The organism is Leptothoe sp. LEGE 181152 (genome assembly GCF_032906605.1).
Classification (GTDB): Bacteria; Cyanobacteriota; Cyanobacteriia; order Phormidesmidales; family Phormidesmidaceae; genus Leptothoe; species Leptothoe turfae.
Genome location: NZ_JASATU010000017.1, coordinates 591,571 through 615,203, shown reverse-complemented (window position 1 = coordinate 615,203; position 23,633 = coordinate 591,571). Strand labels below are relative to the sequence as shown.

23 protein-coding genes are annotated in these 23,633 nt (G+C 46.9%); 15 read left to right on the top strand and 8 right to left on the bottom strand.

Annotation, left to right across the window (positions count from 1 at the left end):
* The first annotated feature begins 13 nt into the window (after positions 1-13).
* The 4 genes from QGP82_RS10895 (at position 14) to QGP82_RS10880 (ending at position 5,981) form a co-directional block, all read left to right on the top strand.
* Entirely contained in the window at positions 14-1,801 is a 1,788-nt protein-coding gene (locus QGP82_RS10895; protein WP_499059008.1) for an ABC transporter ATP-binding protein, read from the top strand.
* A 59-nt stretch (positions 1,802-1,860) separates the two neighbouring features.
* The gene (locus tag QGP82_RS10890) at positions 1,861-2,703 is read left to right on the top strand and encodes a class I SAM-dependent methyltransferase (RefSeq protein WP_163659388.1); all 843 of its coding nucleotides are present in this window, start codon (positions 1,861-1,863) and stop codon (positions 2,701-2,703) included.
* On the top strand, positions 2,696-4,441 hold the full coding sequence (locus tag QGP82_RS10885) for an ABC transporter ATP-binding protein (protein WP_163659389.1): 1,746 nt from the start codon (positions 2,696-2,698) through the stop codon (positions 4,439-4,441). Before QGP82_RS10890 ends, QGP82_RS10885 begins: the two co-directional genes overlap by 8 nt.
* 169 nt (positions 4,442-4,610) lie before the next feature.
* Positions 4,611-5,981: an MFS transporter gene (locus tag QGP82_RS10880; RefSeq protein ID WP_499059006.1), complete on the top strand. Its 1,371-nt coding sequence runs from the start codon at positions 4,611-4,613 to the stop codon at positions 5,979-5,981.
* Positions 5,982-6,139: 158 nt separating this feature from the next.
* On the opposite strand, the gene QGP82_RS10875 is transcribed toward QGP82_RS10880, so the two are convergent.
* Entirely contained in the window at positions 6,140-6,847 is a 708-nt protein-coding gene (locus QGP82_RS10875; RefSeq protein ID WP_499059004.1) for a Crp/Fnr family transcriptional regulator, read from the bottom strand.
* 211 nt (positions 6,848-7,058) lie between these two features.
* Between QGP82_RS10875 and QGP82_RS10870 the strand changes: the two genes are divergently transcribed.
* Positions 7,059-8,525, top strand: coding sequence for an NB-ARC domain-containing protein (locus tag QGP82_RS10870; protein ID WP_499059001.1), 1,467 nt, complete (start codon positions 7,059-7,061; stop codon positions 8,523-8,525).
* Positions 8,526-8,587: 62 nt separating this feature from the next.
* On the opposite strand, the gene QGP82_RS10865 is transcribed toward QGP82_RS10870, so the two are convergent.
* Positions 8,588-9,295, bottom strand: a complete 708-nt coding sequence (locus QGP82_RS10865; RefSeq protein ID WP_499058999.1) for an aspartate/glutamate racemase family protein — start codon at positions 9,293-9,295, stop codon at positions 8,588-8,590.
* A gap of 88 nt (positions 9,296-9,383) precedes the next feature.
* Between QGP82_RS10865 and QGP82_RS10860 the strand changes: the two genes are divergently transcribed.
* From QGP82_RS10860 to QGP82_RS10850, 3 genes are all read left to right on the top strand, one after another.
* Positions 9,384-10,292 (top strand): helix-turn-helix domain-containing protein, encoded by a 909-nt coding sequence (locus tag QGP82_RS10860; protein ID WP_499058997.1) that lies wholly within the window; start codon positions 9,384-9,386, stop codon positions 10,290-10,292.
* A 121-nt stretch (positions 10,293-10,413) separates the two neighbouring features.
* The gene (locus QGP82_RS10855) at positions 10,414-10,704 is read left to right on the top strand and encodes a putative quinol monooxygenase (protein ID WP_499058996.1); all 291 of its coding nucleotides are present in this window, start codon (positions 10,414-10,416) and stop codon (positions 10,702-10,704) included.
* A gap of 67 nt (positions 10,705-10,771) precedes the next feature.
* A complete protein-coding gene (locus QGP82_RS10850) occupies positions 10,772-11,125 on the top strand; it encodes an LptA/OstA family protein (RefSeq protein WP_499058994.1) in 354 nt (117 codons plus the stop codon).
* 2 nt (positions 11,126-11,127) lie between these two features.
* On the opposite strand, the gene QGP82_RS10845 is transcribed toward QGP82_RS10850, so the two are convergent.
* Positions 11,128-11,850: a GNAT family N-acetyltransferase gene (locus tag QGP82_RS10845; RefSeq protein ID WP_499058992.1), complete on the bottom strand. Its 723-nt coding sequence runs from the start codon at positions 11,848-11,850 to the stop codon at positions 11,128-11,130.
* 71 nt (positions 11,851-11,921) lie between these two features.
* Between QGP82_RS10845 and QGP82_RS10840 the strand changes: the two genes are divergently transcribed.
* Entirely contained in the window at positions 11,922-12,527 is a 606-nt protein-coding gene (locus QGP82_RS10840) for a TetR/AcrR family transcriptional regulator (RefSeq protein WP_163695940.1), read from the top strand.
* A gap of 9 nt (positions 12,528-12,536) precedes the next feature.
* Here QGP82_RS10840 and QGP82_RS10835 read toward each other — a convergent pair whose 3' ends face one another.
* On the bottom strand, positions 12,537-13,409 hold the full coding sequence (locus tag QGP82_RS10835) for a LysR family transcriptional regulator (RefSeq protein ID WP_499058989.1): 873 nt from the start codon (positions 13,407-13,409) through the stop codon (positions 12,537-12,539).
* 103 nt (positions 13,410-13,512) lie between these two features.
* Here QGP82_RS10835 and trpB point away from each other — a divergent pair, with 103 nt between their 5' ends.
* From trpB to QGP82_RS10820, 3 genes are all read left to right on the top strand, one after another.
* Complete coding sequence (gene trpB / locus QGP82_RS10830; protein WP_499058987.1) at positions 13,513-14,760, top strand: tryptophan synthase subunit beta; 1,248 nt, start codon at positions 13,513-13,515, stop codon at positions 14,758-14,760.
* A gap of 211 nt (positions 14,761-14,971) precedes the next feature.
* Positions 14,972-15,745 (top strand): tryptophan synthase subunit alpha, encoded by a 774-nt coding sequence (gene trpA / locus QGP82_RS10825; protein WP_499058984.1) that lies wholly within the window; start codon positions 14,972-14,974, stop codon positions 15,743-15,745.
* A 621-nt stretch (positions 15,746-16,366) separates the two neighbouring features.
* Positions 16,367-16,819 carry a phosphate-starvation-inducible PsiE family protein gene (locus tag QGP82_RS10820; RefSeq protein WP_006513708.1) on the top strand — a complete coding sequence of 151 codons (453 nt, stop codon included), beginning with the start codon at positions 16,367-16,369 and terminating at the stop codon, positions 16,817-16,819.
* Between the two features lie 137 nt (positions 16,820-16,956).
* Here QGP82_RS10820 and QGP82_RS10815 read toward each other — a convergent pair whose 3' ends face one another.
* Complete coding sequence (locus QGP82_RS10815; protein WP_499058982.1) at positions 16,957-17,973, bottom strand: DJ-1/PfpI family protein; 1,017 nt, start codon at positions 17,971-17,973, stop codon at positions 16,957-16,959.
* A gap of 77 nt (positions 17,974-18,050) precedes the next feature.
* On the bottom strand, positions 18,051-18,755 hold the full coding sequence (locus QGP82_RS10810; protein WP_499058981.1) for a DUF4184 family protein: 705 nt from the start codon (positions 18,753-18,755) through the stop codon (positions 18,051-18,053).
* Here QGP82_RS10810 and QGP82_RS10805 point away from each other — a divergent pair.
* Entirely contained in the window at positions 18,677-19,177 is a 501-nt protein-coding gene (locus tag QGP82_RS10805) for a hypothetical protein (protein WP_499059269.1), read from the top strand. The two genes, QGP82_RS10810 and QGP82_RS10805, sit on opposite strands and share 79 nt — an antisense overlap.
* On the opposite strand, the gene QGP82_RS10800 is transcribed toward QGP82_RS10805, so the two are convergent.
* Positions 19,174-19,695, bottom strand: a complete 522-nt coding sequence (locus tag QGP82_RS10800) for a GNAT family N-acetyltransferase (RefSeq protein WP_163659404.1) — start codon at positions 19,693-19,695, stop codon at positions 19,174-19,176. The two genes, QGP82_RS10805 and QGP82_RS10800, sit on opposite strands and share 4 nt — an antisense overlap.
* A gap of 177 nt (positions 19,696-19,872) precedes the next feature.
* On the opposite strand from QGP82_RS10800, the gene QGP82_RS10795 reads away from it, so the two are divergent.
* Entirely contained in the window at positions 19,873-22,047 is a 2,175-nt protein-coding gene (locus QGP82_RS10795) for a glutamine synthetase III family protein (RefSeq protein ID WP_499058979.1), read from the top strand.
* A gap of 91 nt (positions 22,048-22,138) precedes the next feature.
* A complete protein-coding gene (locus QGP82_RS10790; RefSeq protein ID WP_499058977.1) occupies positions 22,139-22,435 on the top strand; it encodes a hypothetical protein in 297 nt (98 codons plus the stop codon).
* 449 nt (positions 22,436-22,884) lie between these two features.
* On the opposite strand, the gene QGP82_RS10785 is transcribed toward QGP82_RS10790, so the two are convergent.
* Complete coding sequence (locus tag QGP82_RS10785) at positions 22,885-23,466, bottom strand: helix-turn-helix transcriptional regulator (RefSeq protein WP_499059262.1); 582 nt, start codon at positions 23,464-23,466, stop codon at positions 22,885-22,887.
* Between the last annotated feature and the right edge of the window lie 167 nt (positions 23,467-23,633).

The window sequence follows — 23,633 nt, the reverse complement described above, 5'->3', positions numbered from 1 at the left end:
TATGAAAAAGCCCATGACTAAGTCACACTTTACTCAGCCACCAACTGGGATTTGGAGCACCATGGCTCCGGTTAAGGGGCGAATTGTTGTTGCGATCGCACTCTCTGCCCTTAGCTCTTGTAGCAGTCTTGCATCGTTATTGACTATTCCCTTCATCACTGCGGAATTACTATCTGTAGCACCGGTGCCAGAGGTCATTTGGCGTTGGGTTGCAGTGGCCGTAGTCTTAGTGCTTATCGCTTTTACATCTCGCAGCTTTGCATTTAGAGTTTCCCACATTGGGGCATTTAACCTTGAGGTGATTTTACGTACCGCACTTGCTGAACATTTGGCCAAAGTTCCCCTGGGATATGTTATTGCCACTGGTTCAGGCGCGATTAAAAAGCTGGTACAAGACGACGTTAAATCTCTTCACGCCTTTGTGGCTGACAGTACTCCGTTAATCGGTCAGGCCTACACCATTCCGATCATATCCTTGATAGCCATGCTAATTGCCGATTGGCGATTAGGGTTGACGACCTTAATGGTGTTACCCGTAGGATTAATCTTTATGCAACTAGCATTGCGAGACTATAAAGATCAGCGAGATGCCTACGATCAAGCCAATGAGTCTATTAATAGTGTAATTATTGAATTTGTTCAGGGTATGCAAGTGGTGCGTACCTTTGACGATGGTAGTAGTTCATTTGCACGATTCCAAACAGCTCTCGATGCCTTTACCCAAAGCCTGCGGGATTGGAATAATAAGACTCAGTTTTCTGCCCGTTTAGGGTCTCTCTTATTTGAACCATTACCTACCCTGGTATTGGTATCTACGGTGGGGACATGGTTGGTCTCCCATGGGAGTTTAACAATACCGAGATTCTTAGTTTTTCTGTTGCTAGCTCCTCGATTGTGTGGTGCGTTTAAACCTATTTTTACCCTTTCTTACCTGATTAATCAGGCCAATGCTGGGGCGTTGCGGATTAGTGCTGTGTTAGCGGAGCCGACGTTGCCTCAACCCATGCAGCCGCAACAGCCTGCGGACTCATCGATCTCCTTCCGCAATGTCACGTTTGCCTATGGCGATGGGGCTCCTGCCTTGCAAAACATATCGCTTCAGTTGCCAGCGGGTAGTGTGACCGCTTTAGTCGGACCATCGGGGGCTGGTAAGACCACCCTGGCTCGTCTGCTCCCTCGATTCTGGGATGTTGATGAGGGAGCTATTGAAATTGGAGGCGTGGATATTCGTCAGATGACCTCGGAGACGCTAATGTCCTGGGTCTCTTTTGTTTTTCAAGATACCTTTTTGTTTCAAGATACTGTTTTCAACAATATTAAACTAGGTCGCCCTGATGCCACTCAAAAAGAAGTAGAAGCAGCGGCTCAAGCGGCCCAGGCCCATGGCTTTATTCTGGATTTACCTCAGGGATATGGCACCTTAGTGGGTGAACGGGGAGGACAGTTGTCGGGGGGGCAGCGTCAGCGCATCACGATCGCCCGCGCTATTCTCCAGGATAATCCTATTGTGGTGTTAGATGAAGCAACAGCCTTTGCCGACCCAGAGAATGAGGCGCTGATTCAAGCTGCGATCGCCGCCCTCACCCGAGATAAAACCTTGATCGTCATTGCCCATCGATTAGCAACCATTGTTCAGGTCGACCAAATTGCTGTCCTTGATCGAGGTCGTTTAATAGAGCTCGGCAAACACAACCAGCTGATTGCGGCCAAGGGCCTTTACAACCAGCTATGGTCGCGTCATCAAGCCGCTCAGAATTGGGGCTTAAACAGACAAAATGACCAATCAGCGCTAGCCCTGTAGGCGACAGCAGCAGCAGTTCTTGAGAATTCTAATGAATCGACACGTGTTATAGAAGTGACATGAGCGCCTATCAACGTGAATCAACTGAAAAATTAACAGGGGTGACCGAAACGTTGTTAATTACCCTGTATGCCCGATATCTTGAAACACAGAGACCCGATAGCTTTTTTCAAGACCTTAAAGCAGTAGAAATCCTAGACAACATTGATTACGACTTCCATAAGTATGCTCAGGGGTGGAAGTCCAAGCTGGGGGTTATCGTTCGGTTACAGGAATTTGATCAGATTATCAGAGAGCGGCTGACTGACAAACCCAATACAACTGTCATTAATTTAGGCTGTGGACTCTGTACAAGATTTGACAGAATCGATAACGGCAGTGTCCGTTGGTATGAAATAGACTTGCCTGACGTGATTGAACTACGGCGTAAGTTTTTTGAAGAAAACGAGCGCTACCAATTTATTGGAAAATCTATTTTAGATTTTTCCTGGATTGATCAAATCCAGCGATTACCTAACCAGCATCTTGTGATTGTCATGGAAGGCGTTTCTTGTTATTTAAGTGAGGCCGATAATCGAGCCCTGATGTCACAAATTTGCACACGCCTATCACCGACAGAGTTCATCTTCGATGTGATTAGCCGCAGAGTATCCAATAATTCAGCTAATCATGACACCGTATCTAAAACAGATGCTGAATTTAAATCAGGGATTGACAACTCCAAAGATCTAGAAAACTGGGAACCTGGCATTACGCTCAAGAGCGAACATTGTTATCTGACCAGGATTGCTGCCCATACTGCTCGTTTACCTTTGTGGGCAAGATACATTGCTCCTATCCTGATCCCTCTCTTTAAACAGGGTGGCCGTATTTTACACTTGCAGATTCATAACAATGCTTAATACATATCGCCGCATGATGCGTGTTGCAGGCTCCCATCAGCGTCAACTGCAAACCACACTTCTATTATCTGTTGGCGCTTCTATTATTCAAGGAATTATCTTTGCACTTTTTTTTCCACTGCTATCGGCCTTAATGGCTTCTCCTGTTGTTGATATGCAGCAGGTTTGGCGGTTACTTGCCCTGTTCAGTTTTCTGGTGATCGTCGAAGGGGCAATTCGCTGGCGAGAGCTGGACTTTGGATGGCTGACCTCCACCGATATGGCCTATGACCTTAGACTGCGGTTGGCAGAGAAGCTACGACAAATGCCATTGGAAGAACTTAATAAACGACAATCAGGGGATCTCAATATTGTCATGAGTGGCAATGTCAGTGAAATTGTTCTCTGGATTGGTAGTTTAGCAACCTTGATTATTCAGACCTTAATTGTACCGCTGATGACGGTACTAGTAACCTTATTTATTGATTGGCGACTGGCGGTTTCACTGTTGCTGACATTTCCCTTGGCCATTCCCATTTATCGCTACACACGGGATTTAGTCAAAAGATCCCTGCGAGATGTTTCTGCCGCTGACGCCGAGGCAGCGTCCCGAATTGTTGAGTATATTCAGGGATTACCCGTTCTTAAATCTACTGGACAAGTGGGAGCAAGCTCACAATTGCTGCAAGCGGCCCTAGAGCGTCAGCGCCAGGCTCAATCTAAAGGAGAGCGGTTGATTACCCTACCTCTAGTGACCATGGCAACATTGGTAGAAGCGGGCATTTTGTTGATCATTAGTTTAGGTATTTTATTTATTTTACAAGGCAGCCTCTCTATTCCTGTTTTGCTTGCCCTAATTGTTATCGCTATGCGATTTACTGAGCCGGTCTCTCAACTAATTGCCTACACCAGCATTCTGGATTTGATGGAAGTTGGCTTAGAACGAGTCGAAACCGTCATGGCTATTCCTGCCTTACCCGTACATACTTCTTCCACTCAGCTGACTCAGTTTGACATTACCTTTGAGCATGTGTCCTTCTGCTATGCCCAGCAGCAAGAGTGGGCTTTGCGAAACATATCTTTTCAATTACCTTCTAAGTCACTGACAGCGTTGGTAGGTCCGTCTGGCAGTGGCAAGACTACCATCACTCGATTAATTAGCCGTTTTGCCGATGTGCAACAGGGTGCTATCCGCATTGGCGGTGTTGATGTGGGCCAGGTAGAGCCCACTCATTTAATGAAATCAATCTCGGTGGTGTTTCAGGATGTATATCTATTTGACGATACGATCCTCAACAATATTCGCATGGCCAAACCCGAGGCCACTGATGGGGAGGTGGAAGCCGCAGCTCGAGCCGCTAACTGTCATGATTTTATTATGAGATTAGCCCATGGTTACGACACCCGCATTGGTGAAATTGGCGGCACCCTATCAGGCGGAGAACGTCAGCGGGTTTCCATTGCCCGGGCGATACTTAAGGATGCTCCCATTGTGCTGTTAGATGAACCCACCTCAGCTTTGGATACGGAAAGTGAGGTGGCTGTTCAAACCGCTATCAATCGTTTGATTGCTGATAAAACTGTCATTGTTATTGCCCATCGTCTATCCACAATTACTAACGCTGATTTGATTTTAGTGTTGGAGGACGGTGAGATTGTGGAACAGGGAACCAGCTGGGAGTTATTAAACCAAAAGGGGCGCTATGCCAACCTATGGAATGCACAGCAGCAATCTCAAAGTTGGAGAATTGCGGCTTAGCAAATATTGTGCTGTTAGTGTTTCTCTTGCAGCAACAGCCTTTTTTTTAGCTTGTGGATCCCCCCCTGGGGGATATAGTAGATGTAATGGCTTAGATGCCCCCATGGGGTATCTAAGGAACGCATTTCAGCACACTTTAAAGAGCTCTAACAACATTTGGATTTTTAGTATGTGGAAACAGCGTCCTCGATGGCTACAGGGGTTGGCTAACCCTGTTTTTGCCAGACTTTATTTAGCTCAAACCATTAATTTGGTGGGGGAATCGCTGACCTGGTTAGGTCTTGCTTTATTAGCGTTTGAGATAGCGGGGGAGAAGTCAGGGACTATTCTGGCGGGAGCCCTCACACTACGGGTATTGGCCTTTGTGTTGTTGGCTCCCATTGCAGGCGCGATCGCAGACCAGATTGATCGTAAACGCCTGATGATCACCACACACTTGATCCGCATGGGCATTGTCTGCTTGCTGCCCTTTATTACCCAGCCCTGGCATATCTATGGGATTGTATTCTTACTGAATGTGTTCTACGCCTTTTTTACCCCTACCTATAAGGCCACAATTCCCTTAGTGACCACCGAAGACGAATGCCCCAAGGCCATTGCCTTATCCAGCGCTACCTATCAATTGTTAGGGGTTTTAGGCCCCGGCCTGGCAGGGAGTATTGCCGCCTGGGTAGGCACACGACAGGTCTTTTTTCTAGATGCCATAACGTTTTTGGTGGCGGCCATTTTAATTGCCACCCTGCCAGGACACCTGCGAGCAGGCAACAATGCATCTGCAAATTTGAGAACAGATGCTAAAGCTGTTGAAACCGTTATTCGCAATATCAAAACCGGAACTCGTTGTTTATTTGCCGATCCTCCCATTCGTTATGCACTGATGCTGCAATTGATTGCTGCGATCGCAGGCGCACAAATTCTTGTGAATACGGTGGGCTATGTCCAGGGCACTCTGCAATTAGGAAAGCTCGAATATGGTTGGGTGATGGCGGCCTTTGGTATTGGTGCCACCATCACCTCCATTGGTTTAGGCAATGCCAAAAAAAAGCACAGCCCCATTTTGTTAACCAGTATTGGTGGAATTTTGATTACCCTGACCCTGATGACGGCCAATCTTACCGGGTTTGGAGTTCTCTTGTTGTTATGGGCTTTGGTCGGTATGGGAACAACCCTGGTTAATGTTCCCACCCAAACCCTCATTGCCAGCCGGGTAGCCAAAGAAGCCCAGGGGCGAGTCTACGGTGCTCAATTTGCTTGGAGCCATTTTTGGTGGGCCTTAGCCTATCCACTGGCAGGCTGGTTAGGTCACTATTCCCCTGACTATCATTTTCTATACAGTAGCCTGATTGGGTCTGTATTTTTGATGGGTATATACCTGTGGTTAAAACCTCAACGTCTCACCCAGCTACAGACTGGACTCTGGCATGAGCACGAACCTATCCATGATGAGCATCATGCTGATAACGGTAGGACTCAGCATCACAGTCACTTACATTTTCATGAAGCGATGAAACCAGGGCTTAGCCATTCATCTCTATCTTGACAGAAACTAACCCGTCATCCACGTCGGTCGACTTGATTGTCTTACTGGGCCGCAAGGAATGCGGTCCATAGAGATGACATGATGCCCGCACAGTATGATTTCACAGGTACTCTCTGATTGGAAAAATTATCTCAAAGAGAGCTTTCACTTTAATTCTATTATTGATTGGGATCAATTTCTCCAGCAGCAAGGGTCTCCAGCTCATCCTGATTGAGAATGACAATCTTACCCCCGCGATCGTATTGAACAATGGCCTCTAGTTTTTTCATTAAGCGAGCACATTCTTCGTAGGTAATACCAATACTGCGAGCCATTTGATAATAGGGCAGCTTAATTCGCAATTGTTCTCCAACATCGGTGATATCTGTGCCATGCTGCCAGACAGAATATTGAATTAACTGGGCCAACCGCACCACAGCTCGCTCTGAGACCAAGCCATGCACCATGGTATGCAACCGTTGCAGTCGCTGATTAAACACCATTAGTATCCGTAGTGCCACTTCTGGTGATTGCTGAATGGTATCGAGGAGATTGGCTTTAGACAGTGTCAATACCTGACAATCTTCCATGGCGATAACGGTGGCTGGGGCCTTAGCATCTCCAAACAGAGCTGGAGCTGCAAAAATATCTCCATTTCTGAGGGTGCGCAGGATTGTTTCCTTACCGGTTGTGGCACTTTTTTGAACTTGCAGCATGCCACTGATCAGGATGTGTAGTTTTTGAGGAAGGATATCTCCCTCATGCAAGACAATTGTCTCACGTTGATAATGCTGAATGTGAGTATGGGGTTGAAGTTGTTCTAGCTCTTTTGGGTCAAGGGCCACAAACAACTGGATCTGGGTGAGTTGAGAAATCGTTGCTTGCATCGGGGTATAGGCGTTTTTGAGCTATATCAAGGGAAAAATGACGAATGGTTGGCAAACTATACTGATTACAGTCTAGGACGAGATGAGATGACTACCCAAGTCGAAATCTAGCCAAGCAATATCTGGCTTAGTGCTTAAAACCAGGGGTATACTCAAACCAGTTATGGACATGGTCACCCACGACTATATGATTTTGGGATAGTTGAGCAGCATGGGGCAGTCGGTACGAGCTTCGGAAAAGGGACTTGCGATCGCAAACCAGGCCCGTCAGCGCCGTGGCTGGACTAAAACGAGTACCGCCCGCTGGTGGCAGGACGCCCACACATCGAGGGCTACTTTACGACGCTTCTGGCGTGGCGAACGCATCCAGCAAGAGGCCTTTATTGCCATCTGTCAGACCGTAGGCCTTGAGCACTGGCAAGAAATTGCCGAAGAGCAGTTGCCGGAGGCTAGCCAGGCTACCCCGTCTAGCCCAACTGTCGTGGATTGGGGAGATGCCCCTGACATTGAGCAATTTTACGGTCGTGATCAGGAACTCCAACAGCTGCAGGAGTGGGTTCTCGAAGACCAGACCAAGCTAGTCAATATTAGCGGCCTGGGTGGTAGCGGAAAAACAACCCTGGCCTTAGCCCTGGCTGAACAGCTACAGCCAGAATTTACAGGCGTCATCTGGCGGTCAGTCGGTTCCCTATTATCCCTCGAAACACTACTCGGAGATCTACTAGATGCTCCCATAGAAACCGTGGATCAGGGGGTAAAACAGCTGCGTAAAAAAATGCAACAGGAACGATGGCTGATCATCCTGGATAACTTCACAGCCTATTTAGATTTTCTCTACCAGATTACCGGCGCTCGTCACCAAAGCTGTGTTCTGGTTATTAGCCACGATCCCTTACCCTCGCAGTTTCAAACGTTAAATCGAGTGCAGTCGTTATCGCTGCCTGGTTTATCTCCTATTGCAGCTGTTCAGCTGTTAGAGAGCTGTGGTTGTGGTGGGCATCCCCATCAGCTCAAGGCCCTTGCTCGTCTTTATGGCCATAATCCCCTGGCCTTAAAATTGATCTCATTGACCATTAAAACAACCTTCGGCGGTCAGCTCACCCAGTTTCTAGAGCAAGGCAGCGTGATCTTAACCAATCCGATCCGGCAACCTTTAATACAACAATTTAACCATCTGACTGGGCTGGAAAAAACAATTGTCTTCTGGCTGGCCATTTGGCAAGAGCCAATTTCCCTATGTCGACTGCAAACACACCTATTAATGTGTGAACCAGGAGCGGTGATTGAGTCCTTATCGAAGTTAGTCGCCGCTGCCCTCATCACCCGACACTTTTTGGCAGATGAACCCGCATTTAGCTTGCAACCCATGGTGATGGCGTTTGTAATTGAAAAATTGGTTCAGAAGATTTTAGAGGAACTTAGTCAGGCGCAGCAACAGGATAGCATTCAACCCTTTCAACTCCTGAGGAGCCATTGTTTGCTACGCCCCGGTACCGACGATATTCTTGGCGATCGCATTCTGAGCGCATTACAATCGGCCTACCGTCAACGGCCTCAGATACCCTCACTGTGCATGGAAAATTGGCTTGGTCTAGCTAAAGCACATTATCCTAACAATGATTATCTTGTGTTTAACCTAACTATCTTGGCAACAATCCTAGACAACAATGACATCTAGGATAACCATGGGGGGACAGGCCCATATCACCCATGTCAGTGACTGTTGTCAATTCGATGCGGCTAATCTATTGCTACCTGTGATAGGGCATATTCAACTGCTTTGGCTGCATGGATAACGGTACTATCAAACAGTTTTACCTCAGTGTCAGTTTGTTGTACAAGCAGACCGATTTCAGTACAGCCCAGAATGATTCCTTCAGCTCCGCGCTTAGCCAGTTCATTGATTATTCGTAGATAGTCCGCTTTGGATTGGGTTTCTATTTTTCCCAGGCAAAGTTCCTGGTAAATAACTTGGTGAACAATCTCGCGGTCATGGTGATTGGGGATTAAAACATTCAGGCTATGGTTATCCCTAAGGCGGCCGCTATAAAAGTCTTGTTCCATGGTAAACGCGGTTCCCAGCAGGCCAACCGTTTGGATATTTTGCTGAAGTAGGGTGGTTGCGATCGCATCACCAATATGCAGCAAAGGAATATCAATGGCAGCCTCCACCTGGGGAGCCACCTTATGCATCGTATTGGTGCAGATCAGTAGAAAATCAGCCCCAGCCGCTTGCACACCCAGTGCGGCTTCTGACAGGATGTTTGCCATTTCGTCCCAATTACCCGCATGTTGTAATTTTTCAATGGGTTCAAAGTCGACACTATACATGGCGATTTTGGCAGAGTGCAATCCGCCCAGGGCCTGTTTTACCCCTTCGTTAATGGCCCGGTAATAGGTCACGGTACTTTCCCAACTCATGCCGCCCAACAAACCAATTGTTTTCATCGCAGTCTCCCTATCATGTGAGCCCCAGTATCACACAATCAAAATGCTTGCTACCATTGTATGCCGTGGATAAGTCCCAGATGCCTGTATGAGCTTAAAGAAATCAACAGCACAGCACTGTGAGAATAATATTCTCTACATTCCCTCTGCTCTACACAGCATGAGAGATATAAAGCTTCTCCTTCACAATCAAGACTCTGCCATCTTTTATAAGGCCCTTGAGCAAGATCTGATCAATGTAGAGTTCCACACCAGCGCTCCCTGCATTGTTTATATCGAAACAGGTACGGAAACAATTACCAACTGCTATAACCATGCTTGCCGAGTGCAACAGCACGAAGCTGTCTTCTTACCCAAAGGGCTAAATCTATATTCAGACTACATCAGTACCGATGGCTCATTAAGGGCCTATTTACTGTTTCTAAGTGACGATGTTGTTACCGATTTTCTAGCGACTGGTACTAGTTTTCCTAAACTATCAAACAGCACAAGCACATTTCTCAAAGTAGACAAAAGCCCGGCAATGGCTCTGTTTTTTGAGTCGTTGATCGCTAGCTACAGGCATTGGCATCATTCTCCCCATATTCTTAAGCTAAAATTATTAGAAATCTTGCACATCATCGACATCAATGATGAGGACCAACAACTACGGTCCAACTTGTCTGTCAACCAACAAGAAAATCCCAAACGCAACATCAAACGCCTGATGGAGAAATATATCATCTCCCATCTTAGTGCAAAAGATTTTGCTGCTTTATCAGGTCGCAGTGTTTCTAGCTTTAATCGGGAGTTTAAGGCCCTCTATGGAACCACACCCAAACAATGGATTATTGAACAACGACTTGCCCACGCTTACACCTTATTGGTCGAGCAACGATGGTCTGTCACGGCTGTCGCCAATGAGGTGGGCTATGACAACATTTCCCACTTTATTACCGCATTTAAGCGGGTTTACCACCAAACACCTCACCAAATAAAAACGGTTGACCCTCACTAAATGCCCAATTAAAACACCCCATTGACCAGAAATCGTTATTTCTGACCCGATGTGAGTAGTCGAGCCTTGAGCATTACTCTACAGTGGCTTTCATAATCTCTAATGTCTCAGGAGAGGAACCATGAGTACGAAAGTGCTAATCGAGTCCACAGTTAAAGCTGGAAGTATGGACACATTGACGCCATTCTTAGCAGCTAACTTACCGAATGTCAGAGGTTTCTCAGGATGCCTGCAAGTGACCGTTTACTTTGATTCAGAGACTCAACGGATGATTTTTGATGAAGAATGGCTCACTATCGAACATCACCAACGATATATCAACGCCATCACCCAAAATGGCGTATTACATAAACTGGCCCATTTTCTTGAATCACCACCAAACATTAAATATTTTGATCGGATGGAGATATAGGGTATAACCTGACTAAGGCAAGCTTGTTTTACGCTAAGTGCTTCACTATTTTGAACGGGAGCTACCCATGATGAAACAAACCAAGCGCTTAAGACTACTCACAGCCGCCTTAGTTTCTTTCGGCCTTGTGTCTACAGCGACAGCCCATGCCCAATCCTCAAAAGGAGCCACACTTACCCTGCAGGCTGACGTTCAAGAAACCAACCCAGAGGCGAATATCATTAACCTGCGTGGCAATGTGCTCTTTGAATATCCCCGTCATCAGCTTGAAGGAACGGCTGAACAAGGCCAGTTTTTTATGACTGAGCAAAGACTGATTCTGGTAGGCAATGCTCAAGTCACCCAGCAGGGGGAAGTGTTAAGAGATAATCAAATTGTCTGTCTGCTAACAACGGGCCAGTGTAGTCCTTCGGGGGAATAACACTAGTGACTACCCTTACCGTGACTAGTGTTCTCCTTGGATGAATTCAGGGTGGCTCGATACTTGGTCACACCGGAGAACGTATGGTTAAAAAATGCGGGATAGAAGGTGGCAAACCGCTCAAAATACTTTTCGTATAGGGCCTGGGCTGGCTCATTACCGCGAATTACCATCACCCCTAGAGAAGAGGCTCCTGCTTCACGGGCACGATTGAAGGCAGCCTGCATGAGGCGATGGCCCAGACCTGACCCTCGATACTCAGGTAATACCGCAACAGTTTCGACAATCATGTCGGCCTGGGGCTTAAGAAAACTATGATCACCTTCCCAGATTTTGAGATAAGCCTGTCGAAAATCTTCAGTTATGGACGGGGTCCAGCCAAGTTTCTCCGCTATCTGTGGTAGTTTATCGATATTTAGCGGACTGTGGGCCGCTGAGATATCAGCAGGTCGAAAAACTGCGCATGCGGCCACAGGTTGACCATTTCTCTCAATTACTAAGAAATCCTGAATCTGTCCCCAATGGGATGCGCCACACTGCAGCATCGATTCTAAAAACTGCAACGGTGATGTACCTGTCGGTTCCAGGATGTCTTCCCAAAAAGACTGTTGAAAAGGCGCTCGTGTAGCTTCTAAATCAATCTGAGCAAGAAAAGACACATCTTGAGGACCTGCTGAGCGCACCACATCATTGCTATTTAGTGGGTCATTTAGTTGCGTATTCATAGGTCCTCTTTTAACCTACATTACGTATGTCATATCTCACATACGATTCGTATGTCAAGTAGGGGGAGCTGATGGCAAACTTGCGATCGCAAAAAAAAGCAGAGACCTCTGCTCGGCTGCTGGCCGCAGCCCGAAAAAGCTTTTTTGAACTTGGCTATGCTGCAACTTCAATGGATAAGCTCTGCGCTAGCGCTGGCGTTACCCGTGGCGCGCTGTACCACAATTTTGGTGGTAAAGATGGTTTGTTTGAGGCCGTTGTGCAGGAGATCAACGATGAAATGGTTGAACGTCTCCTGGCTATGGCGGGGGATGATGCGTCACTGGATACGTTTGTGAGGGTCTGTCGCTCGTATTTGACCTTTGCCCTTGATCCGGAGATCCAGCGAATTGTTTTCCAGGATGCTCCTGCCGTGTTGGGGCAGAGGCTGCGCGATATCGATGCCCAGGGCAGTATTGTGCCCCTGACGGATGCGATCGCTGATCTGATTGATGGAAACATTTTCCCCGATATTGATCCGACAGCTCTGGCGGTTCTCCTCAATGGTGCAATGATCGATGCGGCATTGTGGATTGCCTCCCAACCAGACAAGGCCCACAGTTTAGAGTCTGCTGCCCATGCATTGGAACAACTAATCAGGCAATTGGCCGGTGAGTCGTCACAGAGTTTGTCAGGATAATAGCCTGTTTTATGAATCATTCAAGGCAACATGGAGAAAACGTTCTAACACTGGAGATAGGCTTTCCTGTCTCCAAGCAAGTAGGGTTTCAATCTCAAACGTATGTTCCAAGTGTCGATAGACCACACCCGTGCGCTGTAGTTTTTTTATTGATTCTGGCACCAAGGCAATTCCCATACCGCTGACCACCAGCCCCAATACCGTTTGTAGCAATCTAGCTTCTTGAGTAACTTTGGGAGTAAACCCATGGGTCTCACAAAGACTAAGGACCTGATAGTAGAAACTTTGGCCCATGGTTGGTGGCGGTAAAATAAATGTTTCATCCACTAACAAATTGAGATCAAGAATCTGTTGCTCAGCTAACGGATGATAGTCTGGCAAGGCCACAACTAAAGGTTCCTTGAGCAGTATGTGATAGTTAAACTGTTCTCGCTGTTGTAAGTGCAGAAAACCACAATCAATTTGACCGTTGCTAAGCTGTTCTAGCTGTATCTGAGAGTCCAGCTCACAAAGTCTGATATTGACTAAGGGAAACTGTTGTCTAAATGCTTTAAGGATCTCTGGCAAAGCAGTTTGCATGGCGGCACTGTTAAACCCAATAGCCAGTTGCCCCACCTCACCGCGACTGGCTTGTTGGGCAATATACCTGGCACGCTCCACTTGAGCCATTACCCCATTCACCTCTGGCAGAAACGCTTGCCCTGCATAGGTGAGCTGCAATGGGCGCTTATTGCGGTCAAATAGCCTGACACCCAATTCCTTTTCTAACGCTTGAATCTGTTGACTGAGTGGGGGCTGAGCCATGTTCAGTTGTTCAGCAGCACGACTGAAGTTCAGGGTCTCTGCCACCGCCAGAAAATATCTCAGATGTCGAAGTTCCATAGGGTAATACTATATCTCAAAAATATAGTATTGCTAGTTAATCAATATTGGACATATTAAAAATTTGCCCATAGGGTGGCTATAGACGCTAGAACGCAGAAAAATGATAACTGTTGCCTCCCCACTGTTAAGCCGAAAGGGCTATTACGGTGACTTTGGTGGTCGATTTATTCCTGAGATTTTATACGAAACGTTTGAGTCGTTAACTGTCGCTTACCATGAGGCCCGACAGAACCCTGAGTTCTGGGAGAAATATGTGGCAATTTTATCTAACTACTCCTGTCGGCCCACACCGCTCACCTATGCTGAGGGACTGACCCACTATTTTGGCGGGGCAAAGATCTACATCAAGCGTGAGGATCTAAATCATACGGGGTCCCACAAACTCAATAATGTTCTGGGGCAAATGTTGTTAGCTCAGCGCATGGGTAAACACCGCATTATTGCTGAAACTGGAGCGGGACAGCATGGGGTGGCAACTGCAACCATGGCTGCAAAATTTGGTTTAGAGTGCACCGTTTACATGGGCGCTGAGGATGTTGAACGACAGTATCCAAACGTGTTTTGGATGCGACAGTTAGGGGCTCAGGTTGTGCCAGTCACTAGCGGGACTCAAACCCTCAAGGATGCCATGAATGAAGCGCTGCGAGATTGGTCTGCAAATATGGCAACCACCCATTACCTGATAGGTACCGCCTGTGGTCCCCATCCGTTTCCGGAAATGGTGGCCTGGTTTCAGTCGGTGATTGGCCAGGAGGCGCGATCGCAAATCCTTTCCCAAACCCAACAGCTCCCAAAGGCCGTCTATGCCTGCGTGGGCGGAGGCTCTAATGCCGTCGGTATCTTCAGCGGTTTTCTAGAAGACACCGATGTTGAACTTATCGGTGTCGAAGCAGGAGGGCTGGGAACCCACACACCTCACCATGCTGCTCGGTTGGCCAGTGCCCAGGCATCCATCGGCATTGCCCAAGGGTATAAGACTCAGTTTCTACAAAACTCCGATGGCCAAATGCAAGACACCCATTCTGTTGCCGCCGGATTAGATTATGTGGGTGTTTCACCTGTTCTGGCTAATTTAGCTCAAATAGGACGCATTCGCGTGACATCGGCCCTGGATGCTGAGGTGATTGAGGCCTTGAAATTAACCCTACGAAAAGAGGGGTTGATTCCTGCTCTAGAATCGGCCCATGGATTTGTTCAGGCCTTTAAAGAGGCTGCTAATTACACATCTCAGGATGCCATCATCATTAATCAATCAGGCCGAGGGGATAAGGATATTTTTACTATTGCCGAGGCGTTGCAAGATCCTGATTGGCACAGGTTTTTACGACGAAGAGCAGTTAAAGATTAACCTGCAATCTTGATTGATAACACTCCACGCCCCAGGGTGGGCACAAGGCACCACCCCTACAAGATGATTCACTTTAAATCGGAGATATTGAAAACAGCCCCTAATTAGTGCTGGTTTTTGAACTCTGCGTGGAGTTATGCCCCACAGCCGATCTCTTGATATAGATTTCAGATCTTTTTCCCTTTTCCCTTGCCTTATCCTTCACATAACCATGCATCTCGAAGAATTTATCCGTCAGCAACGACAACAGAAAGACATCTTACTCATGTCCCATACCGTATTGGGCTATCCCTCCTGGGAAGATAATCGCCAAGCCGTAGCAGCCCTGGTCCAGGCTGGCGTTGAGCTGATCGAACTCCAGTTTCCCTTCTCTGAGCCCATTGCCGATGGGCCGATCCTGTTAGCCGCTAATCATGCGGCTATTCAGTCAGGGACATCGATCCACGATTGCTTTCAGTTTGCAGCAGAGGTTGCCCAGCAATATCACCAAACTCGTTTTGTGATCATGACCTATGTCAATATTCTGTTTAAATATGGCATTGATGATTTTGTCAAAACTGCTGCCCAGGGTGGAATTGCTGGATGCATTATTCCTGATTTACCTCCCGAACAAGCAGAACATTATATTCACGCCTGTCGCGACCAGGCATTGGCAACAATCTTTCTAGTTACACCAAAAAACAGCCAGACACGCATACACCAGATCGCCCATGACACCAGCGGATTAATTTACTGCGTCGCACGAAAAGGAGTCACCGGTCGACAGACTCAGTTCTCGACAATGGTTCACCAATATTTACGTCAGGTAAGAGCAACCACTTCACTACCCATGGCAGTGGGGTTTGGCATACGGTCTTCCGATGACGTGCAAAAATTAACTGGCCAGGCAGATATCGCTGTGGTTGGCACCCATGCTGTTGAATGTTTAGCAAAACATGGAGCTATAGGACTTCAAAACTTTATTCAAGGTCTAAGGAATTGCTAATTTGAAATCCTGACCAAGGTTTTGTTAATGCTAACGATTGATTAATTCAACGGATCGACGTTACGGGCAGCTAGAGTCGTTTGATCCAAAGACTCCGATTCCCAATCATTAAATTGGTAATCAACAAAGATCAGTCCTGAGAAGAAGGCAAAAAATAGCCACAGCATCATAGCCTTAAACAGCATTCTTGAACAAAGAATACCGCCCCCGCCTAAACAACATTAACCATACGGACTAGAACTTTAATCGTTTGCACAAATACAGATCTGAGTCCATCTCTACTTAGTCATAAAGTTCATTATCGCTCATCATAATTTTCGTTTTAGATAGACTCAAGTCAATTACAAGTAAATTAATATAGATTTTCATCTATGAATAGAATAATTGAAACCTGCTCAATGGCAAGGTTTTTGGGTGTTGTCAGTCTCTCTGTTATAGCGTAATCTTTGGAAGTCAAAAGATAACTTATCATTCCTTAAATTTGCGTTTAATAGGTAAGGGCTGAATTAGAACTACTCTTTAATGATTGGAAAATGGGTGTATTAGGTCAAATAGTCGGTTATACAAAGATTTCATCAGAGATTTAGACTAAGTTATTCAAAACGTTTAGTCTAAAAAATAATGTTGAAACGGTTTAAGCGATATATTCGCTGGCGTTCTAGTGACGAGGGATTCTCAACCGGGATCGATCAGTTTGAAACCCTCGTCTCAAAATTGCTTTCAATCACCATGTTGATTGTGATTATGGTGATTATGGTCGACCTTATACTGTTTTTGGCGACAGCCCTGTTTAATCCTAGCCCTGAAGGATTTTTTGTTGACACCCTTAAAGATATTTTTGGATTATTTCTAAGTGTATTAATTGCTCTCGAAATCCTTGAAAATATTACGGCTTACCTGAAAAAGCATGTGGTTCAGGTTGAATTGGTAATCGTCACTTCCCTCATTGCTGTAGCTCGCAAAATTATTATTTTAGACCTGGATAAAGTGTCAGGGATCAGTTTGATCGGTCTTGCGATCGCAATCCTATCCCTATCCCTAAGCTACTGGATTATTCACACTATCCATCGTTAAGCTAGAGGCCAATATTATTAGATTTCTCAAGGATTAGAGTCAGAACTAGCCCTATGAGCCATATCAGAGAAATTATCCAAAATGCCATTGATCGACGGCTACGAATCTTTCGGTTTGAGCAAGAGGTCGATGCCTATTCAATGAGGATATTCAAGCTGTAAGGCAGCCACTTCAGCAGTGCTCGTGCCATATAATGTCTCAATCTCTTGTAAAGTGATGTCCAGCGACGCGACAGGTGGGAGATCACTGTGTACCTCAATAGTTCGGCTGCCAGTCTTGTTTGTGCCGTGAACTTTATCGGGGACTATCATGAGGCCACGCCTGGTGGTTACACCTGCATCAGACGTATGTAGCGAGAATGCTTTAGAGCAATACGTGCGTGAATAGGCGTCAGCCACCAGTGACAAGGCGACTTCGTCAACACCTTTAGTGATCGGAATATCAATATCTTCACGAGCCCAGAATGAAAGACCGTTGGCAACAATCGTGAAGATACTTTTAGCACTCAATTTAAACTGTTCGCTGTGGTGCTCTGTTCCCCAGCTTTGAATACCCATCGCCTGGGCAACTAAGGCCGCTTTCCCATGGCCTGCGATCGCATCTACTAAAGCCACGGACACAGGAATCGATGCCGTTACACCAGTGGTGGTGATAATGTTGCCATCGGCGACGTAGCGCGTATTCTGTAGCCATTCAGTTTGAGGAAACTTCTTTTTAAGACTGTTATACGAGAACCAATGGCATACGCTTTTGCGACCATTAAGCAGACCCGCATTGGCTAACACCCAAACACCATCGCATACCCCTAAGATAGTTGCACCTTTCTTGGCCTGGGCATTGACCCACCCGAGTAAAGTTGGATCTTTTCTGCGAATAACGGCAGGAACAATAACATAGTCAGCTCCCTCTGGAAATTGTGAGTCAAACTCTGCAATTGTGGCCTGTGGCTGTAGCTTAAGGGCAGGCAGCATTTGGATCGGCCCTGCTTGGGTTGCGATCGCTAACACTTGTGCAACGCCAGACTCGGCCAGAACCCCATAGGGGATAACGTAATCCGTTAGTTCGGTAGAGCTATTCTCTGCAACAACGGCGACAACCGGTTTTGTTCGGTTAAATCTTGGGGCATATGCAGGAATACCAGATGTCATGGACATGGCTGAGATTGTTGAGATTAATACTATGGGGAACGCAACGTTCTCTGTTAAAACGAACTCCTATACGCCCATTGTAGTCAAGAAACCCTTAAGCGACGTATTCGATAGAAAACAGAAAACAGGCATAGGCCAACAACAAAGCCTGACATTGCCCCCGATGCCGAATTGATAGCAAAAGACTGCAGATCCTGAGACTGATGTACCCAGTTAGCCAGACCCATCAAGCTCAAAGTTGAAAAGCTGAGAATAGTGACTCCAGCCTGCACGGAGCGATTAGCTGTGCTAGGTACTTTGGCAACGCTCAAGTACCAGCTCAGGATAGCTGTTAAACCCATAGCACCACCGCCATATTGAATCCATTTGAATATGGGCAATCCGCCCAGCGGGTAGCGTAAGCCAGCAAATCGCTGTACAAACCACCCCCATTCATGGCTAGTGGCATCTAGGAACGAATGGGTAGCGGCTCCTAACCAGAGACTGACAATAACAAGCCCTAGCCACGATAATGAAACCTGTCGTTTGCATGGTGCCAGACCAAACAGTGTGAGGGTTGATTTCTCCAACCACAGATACCATAAACCAAGGGCAAGCAAACCTTGGGGCACGGCATGGGTAATCAGCCCACTGATGCTGTGGCCGGGGGAATAAATGGGATTTAGATAGAGGAAATATGGCAGGTCTGGAGCCATACAGCCAATAATGAGTGGCGGCAACGGCAATCGCTTTTGGGACAGATACCACAGAGGGGCTGCGACGATTGTATGGGCTGGCGTATAGGGCATTGGTAAGTGGACGTTTTCGTTTTCTATTCTGGCGTTATAACAACTTTGAGCTGGTGGTGGCTACCGTTAAAACTGTCGCAACACTTCTGGTAGAACAAGAGATGCGGGACTATGCTGAACAGGTGCTGGCCCCACCCATGCAAAAGCTGGTGGCCGCAACCCGCGAGCCGTTTGTACAGGAAATTTTGGATCTCGACGTGCCACAGATGGCATTTGGTCGGGTGATCCTGCTGGGGGATGCCGCATTTATTGTGCGACCCCATACGGCGGCGGGTACGTCTAAAGCAGCGGCAAATGCGAAAGCTTGGGAACCAGGGCAACTAGTTGACGCAGAACAGCTGAGCCAACATGGACAGTTTCTAGGCAGACGGTCGCAGTTTACCCATGGTCTGGGTCGATTTCTTCCCCAACATGGGCATTAGCCATCAATAGGATGGAGCGGTGTTTCCAGTAACAGCTGATAAAACGCTAAATCCAGCCAGCGATTGAACTTAAAGCCTGCCTGTTTAATGGTGCCTGCGTGGGTAAATCCCAGTTTTTTGTGAAGAGCGATGCTGCCAGGATTATCAACATCAATGCCACCCACCATCACATGGTACTGCTGCTCAACAGCCGCTGCGATCAGCTGTTGCATTAGGGCATAGCCAATCCCTTGACCACGATGATCCCCATGGACATAGATAGAATGCTCCACTGAGTATTTGAAAGCGGGCCAGGCGCGAAATGTGCCATAGCTGGCAAAACCCAACAAAAAATCATTGTCGTCAACTGCACCAATGACTGGAAAATTACCGTTCTGTTTTGCTGCAAACCAGTGGACCATATTTTCTAACGTGCGGGGTTTATAGTCATAGAGCGCTGTTGAATTGACAATCGCATCGTTGAGGATGGCTAAGATGGCATCGGCATGTGCATCATAGGTACATAAAACAAATCGCACTGGAGGCTCCTCGTCACTAATGACAGATATAACCACATTAGCAAGGCGGGAAGCTGTCCCATTGAGAATATCGGTAACGCTTTAATATCCCGCGTTTCTTGCCATTAATATGTCTGCTATTTACTTCTATGTGGGGCGTTCAGTACCATCAGACAGTTGGTCCCTAAAAAAGTGATTATGAGTGGAAATGCAGGTCGGATTCAAGCCATTAACCAAATTATCCATTGGGAGCCACTGCCCCCCAAAACACCAGCCAGTCTTGAAGAAATGTGGGCAGAGAATGTTTTTAATCTACCCAAAATGAAGGCCACTCTGCCTAAGGCCGTATTTAAGTCAATCAAAAAGACAATTGTTACTGGAGAAAAACTAGATCTCTCCATTGCTGACGCTGTCGCCAATGCAATGAAAGACTGGGCGATTTCTAAAGGGGCACTCTACTATGCCCACGTGTTCTATCCCATGACTAATCTAACGGCTGAAAAGCATGACGGTTTCATCGCGCCCCAGGGTGACGGTACGGTCATTTCAGAATTTTCCGGTAAGTTATTATTCCAGGGTGAGCCAGATGGATCTTCGTTTCCCAATGGTGGTATTCGTGGCACCTTTGAAGCCCGAGGCTATACCGCCTGGGATGTGACTAGTCCAGCCTATATTATCGATACGGACAACGGCGCTACATTGTGCATTCCCACCGTATTTGTCTCTTGGACTGGAGAGGCCCTGGATAAAAAGGTACCGCTTTTGCGCTCTATCGCAGCTATGGACAAAGCGGCTCAGAAGGTTTTGAAACTCCTGGGAAATACCGAAGTTTCTCACGTCAACTCCAGCTGTGGGGCTGAACAAGAATACTTTTTAGTGGACGCTAATTTTGCAAGCCTGCGACCTGATCTTCTCTTAGCTGGGCGGACCCTGTTTGGTAAAGCCCCTGCCAAAGGACAGGAATTTGACGACCACTATTTTGGTGCGATTCCAGAACGGGTGCAGGTGTTTATGCAGGATGTGGAGGAAATCCTTTACAAGTTAGGCATTCCTGCTAAAACTCGCCATAACGAGGTGGCACCAGGACAGTTTGAAATTGCACCATACTTTGAAGCGGCAAATGTGGCTAGCGATCACCAGCAGATGATTATGACGGTGCTGCGTCACACTGCGAAAAAACACGGCTTTGTGTGCTTACTCCATGAGAAACCCTTTGCCGGTATTAATGGCTCTGGTAAACATGTCAACTGGTCCGTTAGTAACGCTACCCAGGGTAACTTGCTTGATCCCGGTGACTCTCCCCACGATAATACTCAGTTTTTGGTGTTCTGCGGTGCTGTGATTCGAGGTGTGCACAAGTATGGACCGTTGATGCGAGCTGCGATCGCAACGGCCAGCAACGACCACCGTCTAGGGGCAAACGAAGCGCCACCAGCGATTATGTCTGTGTATTTAGGCACCCAGCTTGAAGAAGTTTTTGATCAAATCAAAACTGGCTCCATTAGCGACTCCAAAAAGAAAGGGTTAATGGATTTGGGGGTGGATGTGCTGCCGTATTTGACTAAAGATGCTGGCGATCGCAACCGCACCTCTCCCTTTGCCTTTACCGGCAACCGCTTTGAGTTTCGTGCCGTAGGGTCAAGTCAGTCAGTGGCAGGCCCTTTAATTGTTCTGAATACGATGCTGGCCGATTCCCTAGCCTGGGTGGGGAATCGACTGGAAGCTGAACTCACTGGAGGGGCAGAACTCAACACCGCCATTCTGACTGTGCTCAAAGAGATTATGGAACAGCATGACGTAGTTGTTTTTGGTGGCAATGGCTATTCTGAAGAGTGGCACAAAATGGCGGTTGAAGAGCGGGGGCTAGCCAACTTACCGACTACTGCCGATGCGCTGCCCATACTGCAAGAAGAGTATATTAGAGATCTGTTCCAGAAAACAGGGGTACTAACCCCCATTGAGTTAGAAAGTCGTTTTCAGGTGTATGCCGAGCAATATATTCTCTCGATTGAGGTGGAATCTAAATTAGTGGTCGATATGACCAAAACCAAGATTTACCCAGCAGCTGTTGAGTATTTGTCTAAGCTGTCATCGACTATTTCAAGCTTAGAGAATCTGGGCGTTTCCCTTGAAAAAGGGACTGCTCAAAAAATAGCAGAGTTAACCAATGCAATGGTAACCAAGGTTACGCAGTTGAGTGAGGCCCTGGAGAAACATGACTTTAGCAGCACCCATGCACACATGAGCTACTGTGCGTCCACCTTGCGTCCGTTGATGGATGACGTGCGCGAGTATGCGGATGCGCTAGAAGGCGAAATCGCTGATGAATGCTGGCCTTTGCCGACTTATCAGGAGATGCTGTTTATCAAGTAAGTTTGTTCTGTAGTCGCCGGGTGTGGTTTATTTTTGAGGCAAGGAGGGTACCTTGCCTCTTTTTTTATGTGGTTTAATGCTAATAATTGCCATGGATATTGTTACAGAACTCGAAAAATTCGATAGTCAACACACAGATACTCTCGAAACTCTTGCTGTGCGACTTTCACCCGATGCAGCATTAATTCAAACCTTGCTGGAGATTGCCAATGACAATACTCCTAAACTCCAAACAGCAACCACCTGGTTATTAAAGCATTTTCAAGAAAACGGATTTTCTTTTTCTCTTCAGGCTGCCACCAAGGCCGTTATGATCCCGAAAAAACAACGCCTTTTTGTTCTAACTGATACGCAGCAGCATGCCAAGTATTACTTAGAACTACATTAAAGGTTTGAGCTTGGTGATCGATCCAATAGAAGCCGTTAGGAAGCTTTCCATTATATTTTTTTAGCCAATCATCCCAGAACGACCTCTCTATAAATCCCATCCGGGATTCCATGGTTTTCATGGTTTGGCTGTTTGTCAAACTTTTCCGTTTACCCTCCAATACTTGCCACAGATGGATATTACTGGGGACCTTAACATGCTGGAGGTCTTCAACCTTTACGAATTTAGGCATATTTATGTTCAAAAAACAACAAGGTTATTTTGTGCAAGATACAACCTATCGGTTAGTTGACATTGAGCAATCCGGGTGGGCTTTGATCTGTCAAGATAACACTACTTGCCACTATGTAGATCCTGATTGCTTGCAAGAATCATCTAGCACCCTTGGTAGCTGGGCATTTCCCAAAATGATACTTGTCCGTACCCACTAACCCATGGCACAGACTTTTCTACTGGTCTTGGTTCTCATCCAACACAACCCGATAGGCACATCGCCTCGCCCCCGACAAAATGTGTTCCGTCCGTTTCACATCCACGCCTAGAACAGTTTGAAAGATTTCCAGTTCTCGATCACATAATCCAGTACAGGCTTCTGCCGCTGCACAGATAGGGCAGTGGTTTTCCACCAGTAGCATTGAGCCATCATCTTGAGGCAGCACATTAGCCATATACCCCTCACGGGTACGAATATCTGCCAAGGTTTCCAATCGGTCCTGCCAGGAACCTTGCCCATCCATCTGCGCCAGATAAGCCCCCAGCTGTTCACGAGTGCGAATATCCAGTAACCGCTCTAACCCATCTGCCCCAAACGCTTCAGTCACCGAGTGAATCAGACTCAGGGTTAATTCGGCATAGCCTTCAGGAAAAAAGCGATCGGCTGCCGCCGTTAAATGCCAGAGCTTTGCCGGACGCCCCATGGGGCGTGGTTCTTCTTCATAGTCAATTAACTGCTCATCCTGAAGTGCATAGAGATGTTGCCTGACTGCCATGGCCGAAATACCCAGCTGCTCAGCAATGGCATGGGCATCCATGGCTCCCGACTGCTTTAGCAACTGAATAATGGCCCGCCGCGACTGCCGCAACTGCCGCGACTGCCGCGACCGCCGGGGCTCATTTTTTTTGCTTCGCTTTTTTTTGGGTTGTTTTGGGGTCATGGCTACATTCTAAAGAACTTTCTTTACAAAGTCGAGCTGGGTGG

What these genes read in the sequence shown, in the direction of transcription:
- QGP82_RS10840 (WP_163695940.1), top strand. Translation starts at nt 11,922, where the DNA reads ATGGCAAACTTGCGATCGCAAAAAAAAGCAGAGACCTCTGCTCGGCTG.
- QGP82_RS10895 (WP_499059008.1), top strand. Translation starts at nt 14, where the DNA reads ATGACTAAGTCACACTTTACTCAGCCACCAACTGGGATTTGGAGCACC.
- QGP82_RS10865 (WP_499058999.1), bottom strand. Translation starts at nt 9,295, where the DNA reads ATGAAAACAATTGGTTTGTTGGGCGGCATGAGTTGGGAAAGTACCGTG.
- QGP82_RS10875 (WP_499059004.1), bottom strand. Translation starts at nt 6,847, where the DNA reads ATGCAAGCAACGATTTCTCAACTCACCCAGATCCAGTTGTTTGTGGCC.
- QGP82_RS10890 (WP_163659388.1), top strand. Translation starts at nt 1,861, where the DNA reads ATGAGCGCCTATCAACGTGAATCAACTGAAAAATTAACAGGGGTGACC.
- QGP82_RS10855 (WP_499058996.1), top strand. Translation starts at nt 10,414, where the DNA reads ATGAGTACGAAAGTGCTAATCGAGTCCACAGTTAAAGCTGGAAGTATG.
- QGP82_RS10790 (WP_499058977.1), top strand. Translation starts at nt 22,139, where the DNA reads ATGGATATTGTTACAGAACTCGAAAAATTCGATAGTCAACACACAGAT.
- QGP82_RS10860 (WP_499058997.1), top strand. Translation starts at nt 9,384, where the DNA reads ATGAGCTTAAAGAAATCAACAGCACAGCACTGTGAGAATAATATTCTC.
- QGP82_RS10820 (WP_006513708.1), top strand. Translation starts at nt 16,367, where the DNA reads ATGTTGAAACGGTTTAAGCGATATATTCGCTGGCGTTCTAGTGACGAG.
- QGP82_RS10795 (WP_499058979.1), top strand. Translation starts at nt 19,873, where the DNA reads ATGAGTGGAAATGCAGGTCGGATTCAAGCCATTAACCAAATTATCCAT.
- QGP82_RS10785 (WP_499059262.1), bottom strand. Translation starts at nt 23,466, where the DNA reads ATGGATGCCCATGCCATTGCTGAGCAGCTGGGTATTTCGGCCATGGCA.
- QGP82_RS10845 (WP_499058992.1), bottom strand. Translation starts at nt 11,850, where the DNA reads ATGAATACGCAACTAAATGACCCACTAAATAGCAATGATGTGGTGCGC.
- QGP82_RS10835 (WP_499058989.1), bottom strand. Translation starts at nt 13,409, where the DNA reads ATGGAACTTCGACATCTGAGATATTTTCTGGCGGTGGCAGAGACCCTG.
- trpB (WP_499058987.1), top strand. Translation starts at nt 13,513, where the DNA reads ATGATAACTGTTGCCTCCCCACTGTTAAGCCGAAAGGGCTATTACGGT.
- trpA (WP_499058984.1), top strand. Translation starts at nt 14,972, where the DNA reads ATGCATCTCGAAGAATTTATCCGTCAGCAACGACAACAGAAAGACATC.
- QGP82_RS10880 (WP_499059006.1), top strand. Translation starts at nt 4,611, where the DNA reads ATGTGGAAACAGCGTCCTCGATGGCTACAGGGGTTGGCTAACCCTGTT.
- QGP82_RS10870 (WP_499059001.1), top strand. Translation starts at nt 7,059, where the DNA reads ATGGGGCAGTCGGTACGAGCTTCGGAAAAGGGACTTGCGATCGCAAAC.
- QGP82_RS10850 (WP_499058994.1), top strand. Translation starts at nt 10,772, where the DNA reads ATGATGAAACAAACCAAGCGCTTAAGACTACTCACAGCCGCCTTAGTT.
- QGP82_RS10885 (WP_163659389.1), top strand. Translation starts at nt 2,696, where the DNA reads ATGCTTAATACATATCGCCGCATGATGCGTGTTGCAGGCTCCCATCAG.
- QGP82_RS10815 (WP_499058982.1), bottom strand. Translation starts at nt 17,973, where the DNA reads ATGTCCATGACATCTGGTATTCCTGCATATGCCCCAAGATTTAACCGA.
- QGP82_RS10810 (WP_499058981.1), bottom strand. Translation starts at nt 18,755, where the DNA reads ATGCCCTATACGCCAGCCCATACAATCGTCGCAGCCCCTCTGTGGTAT.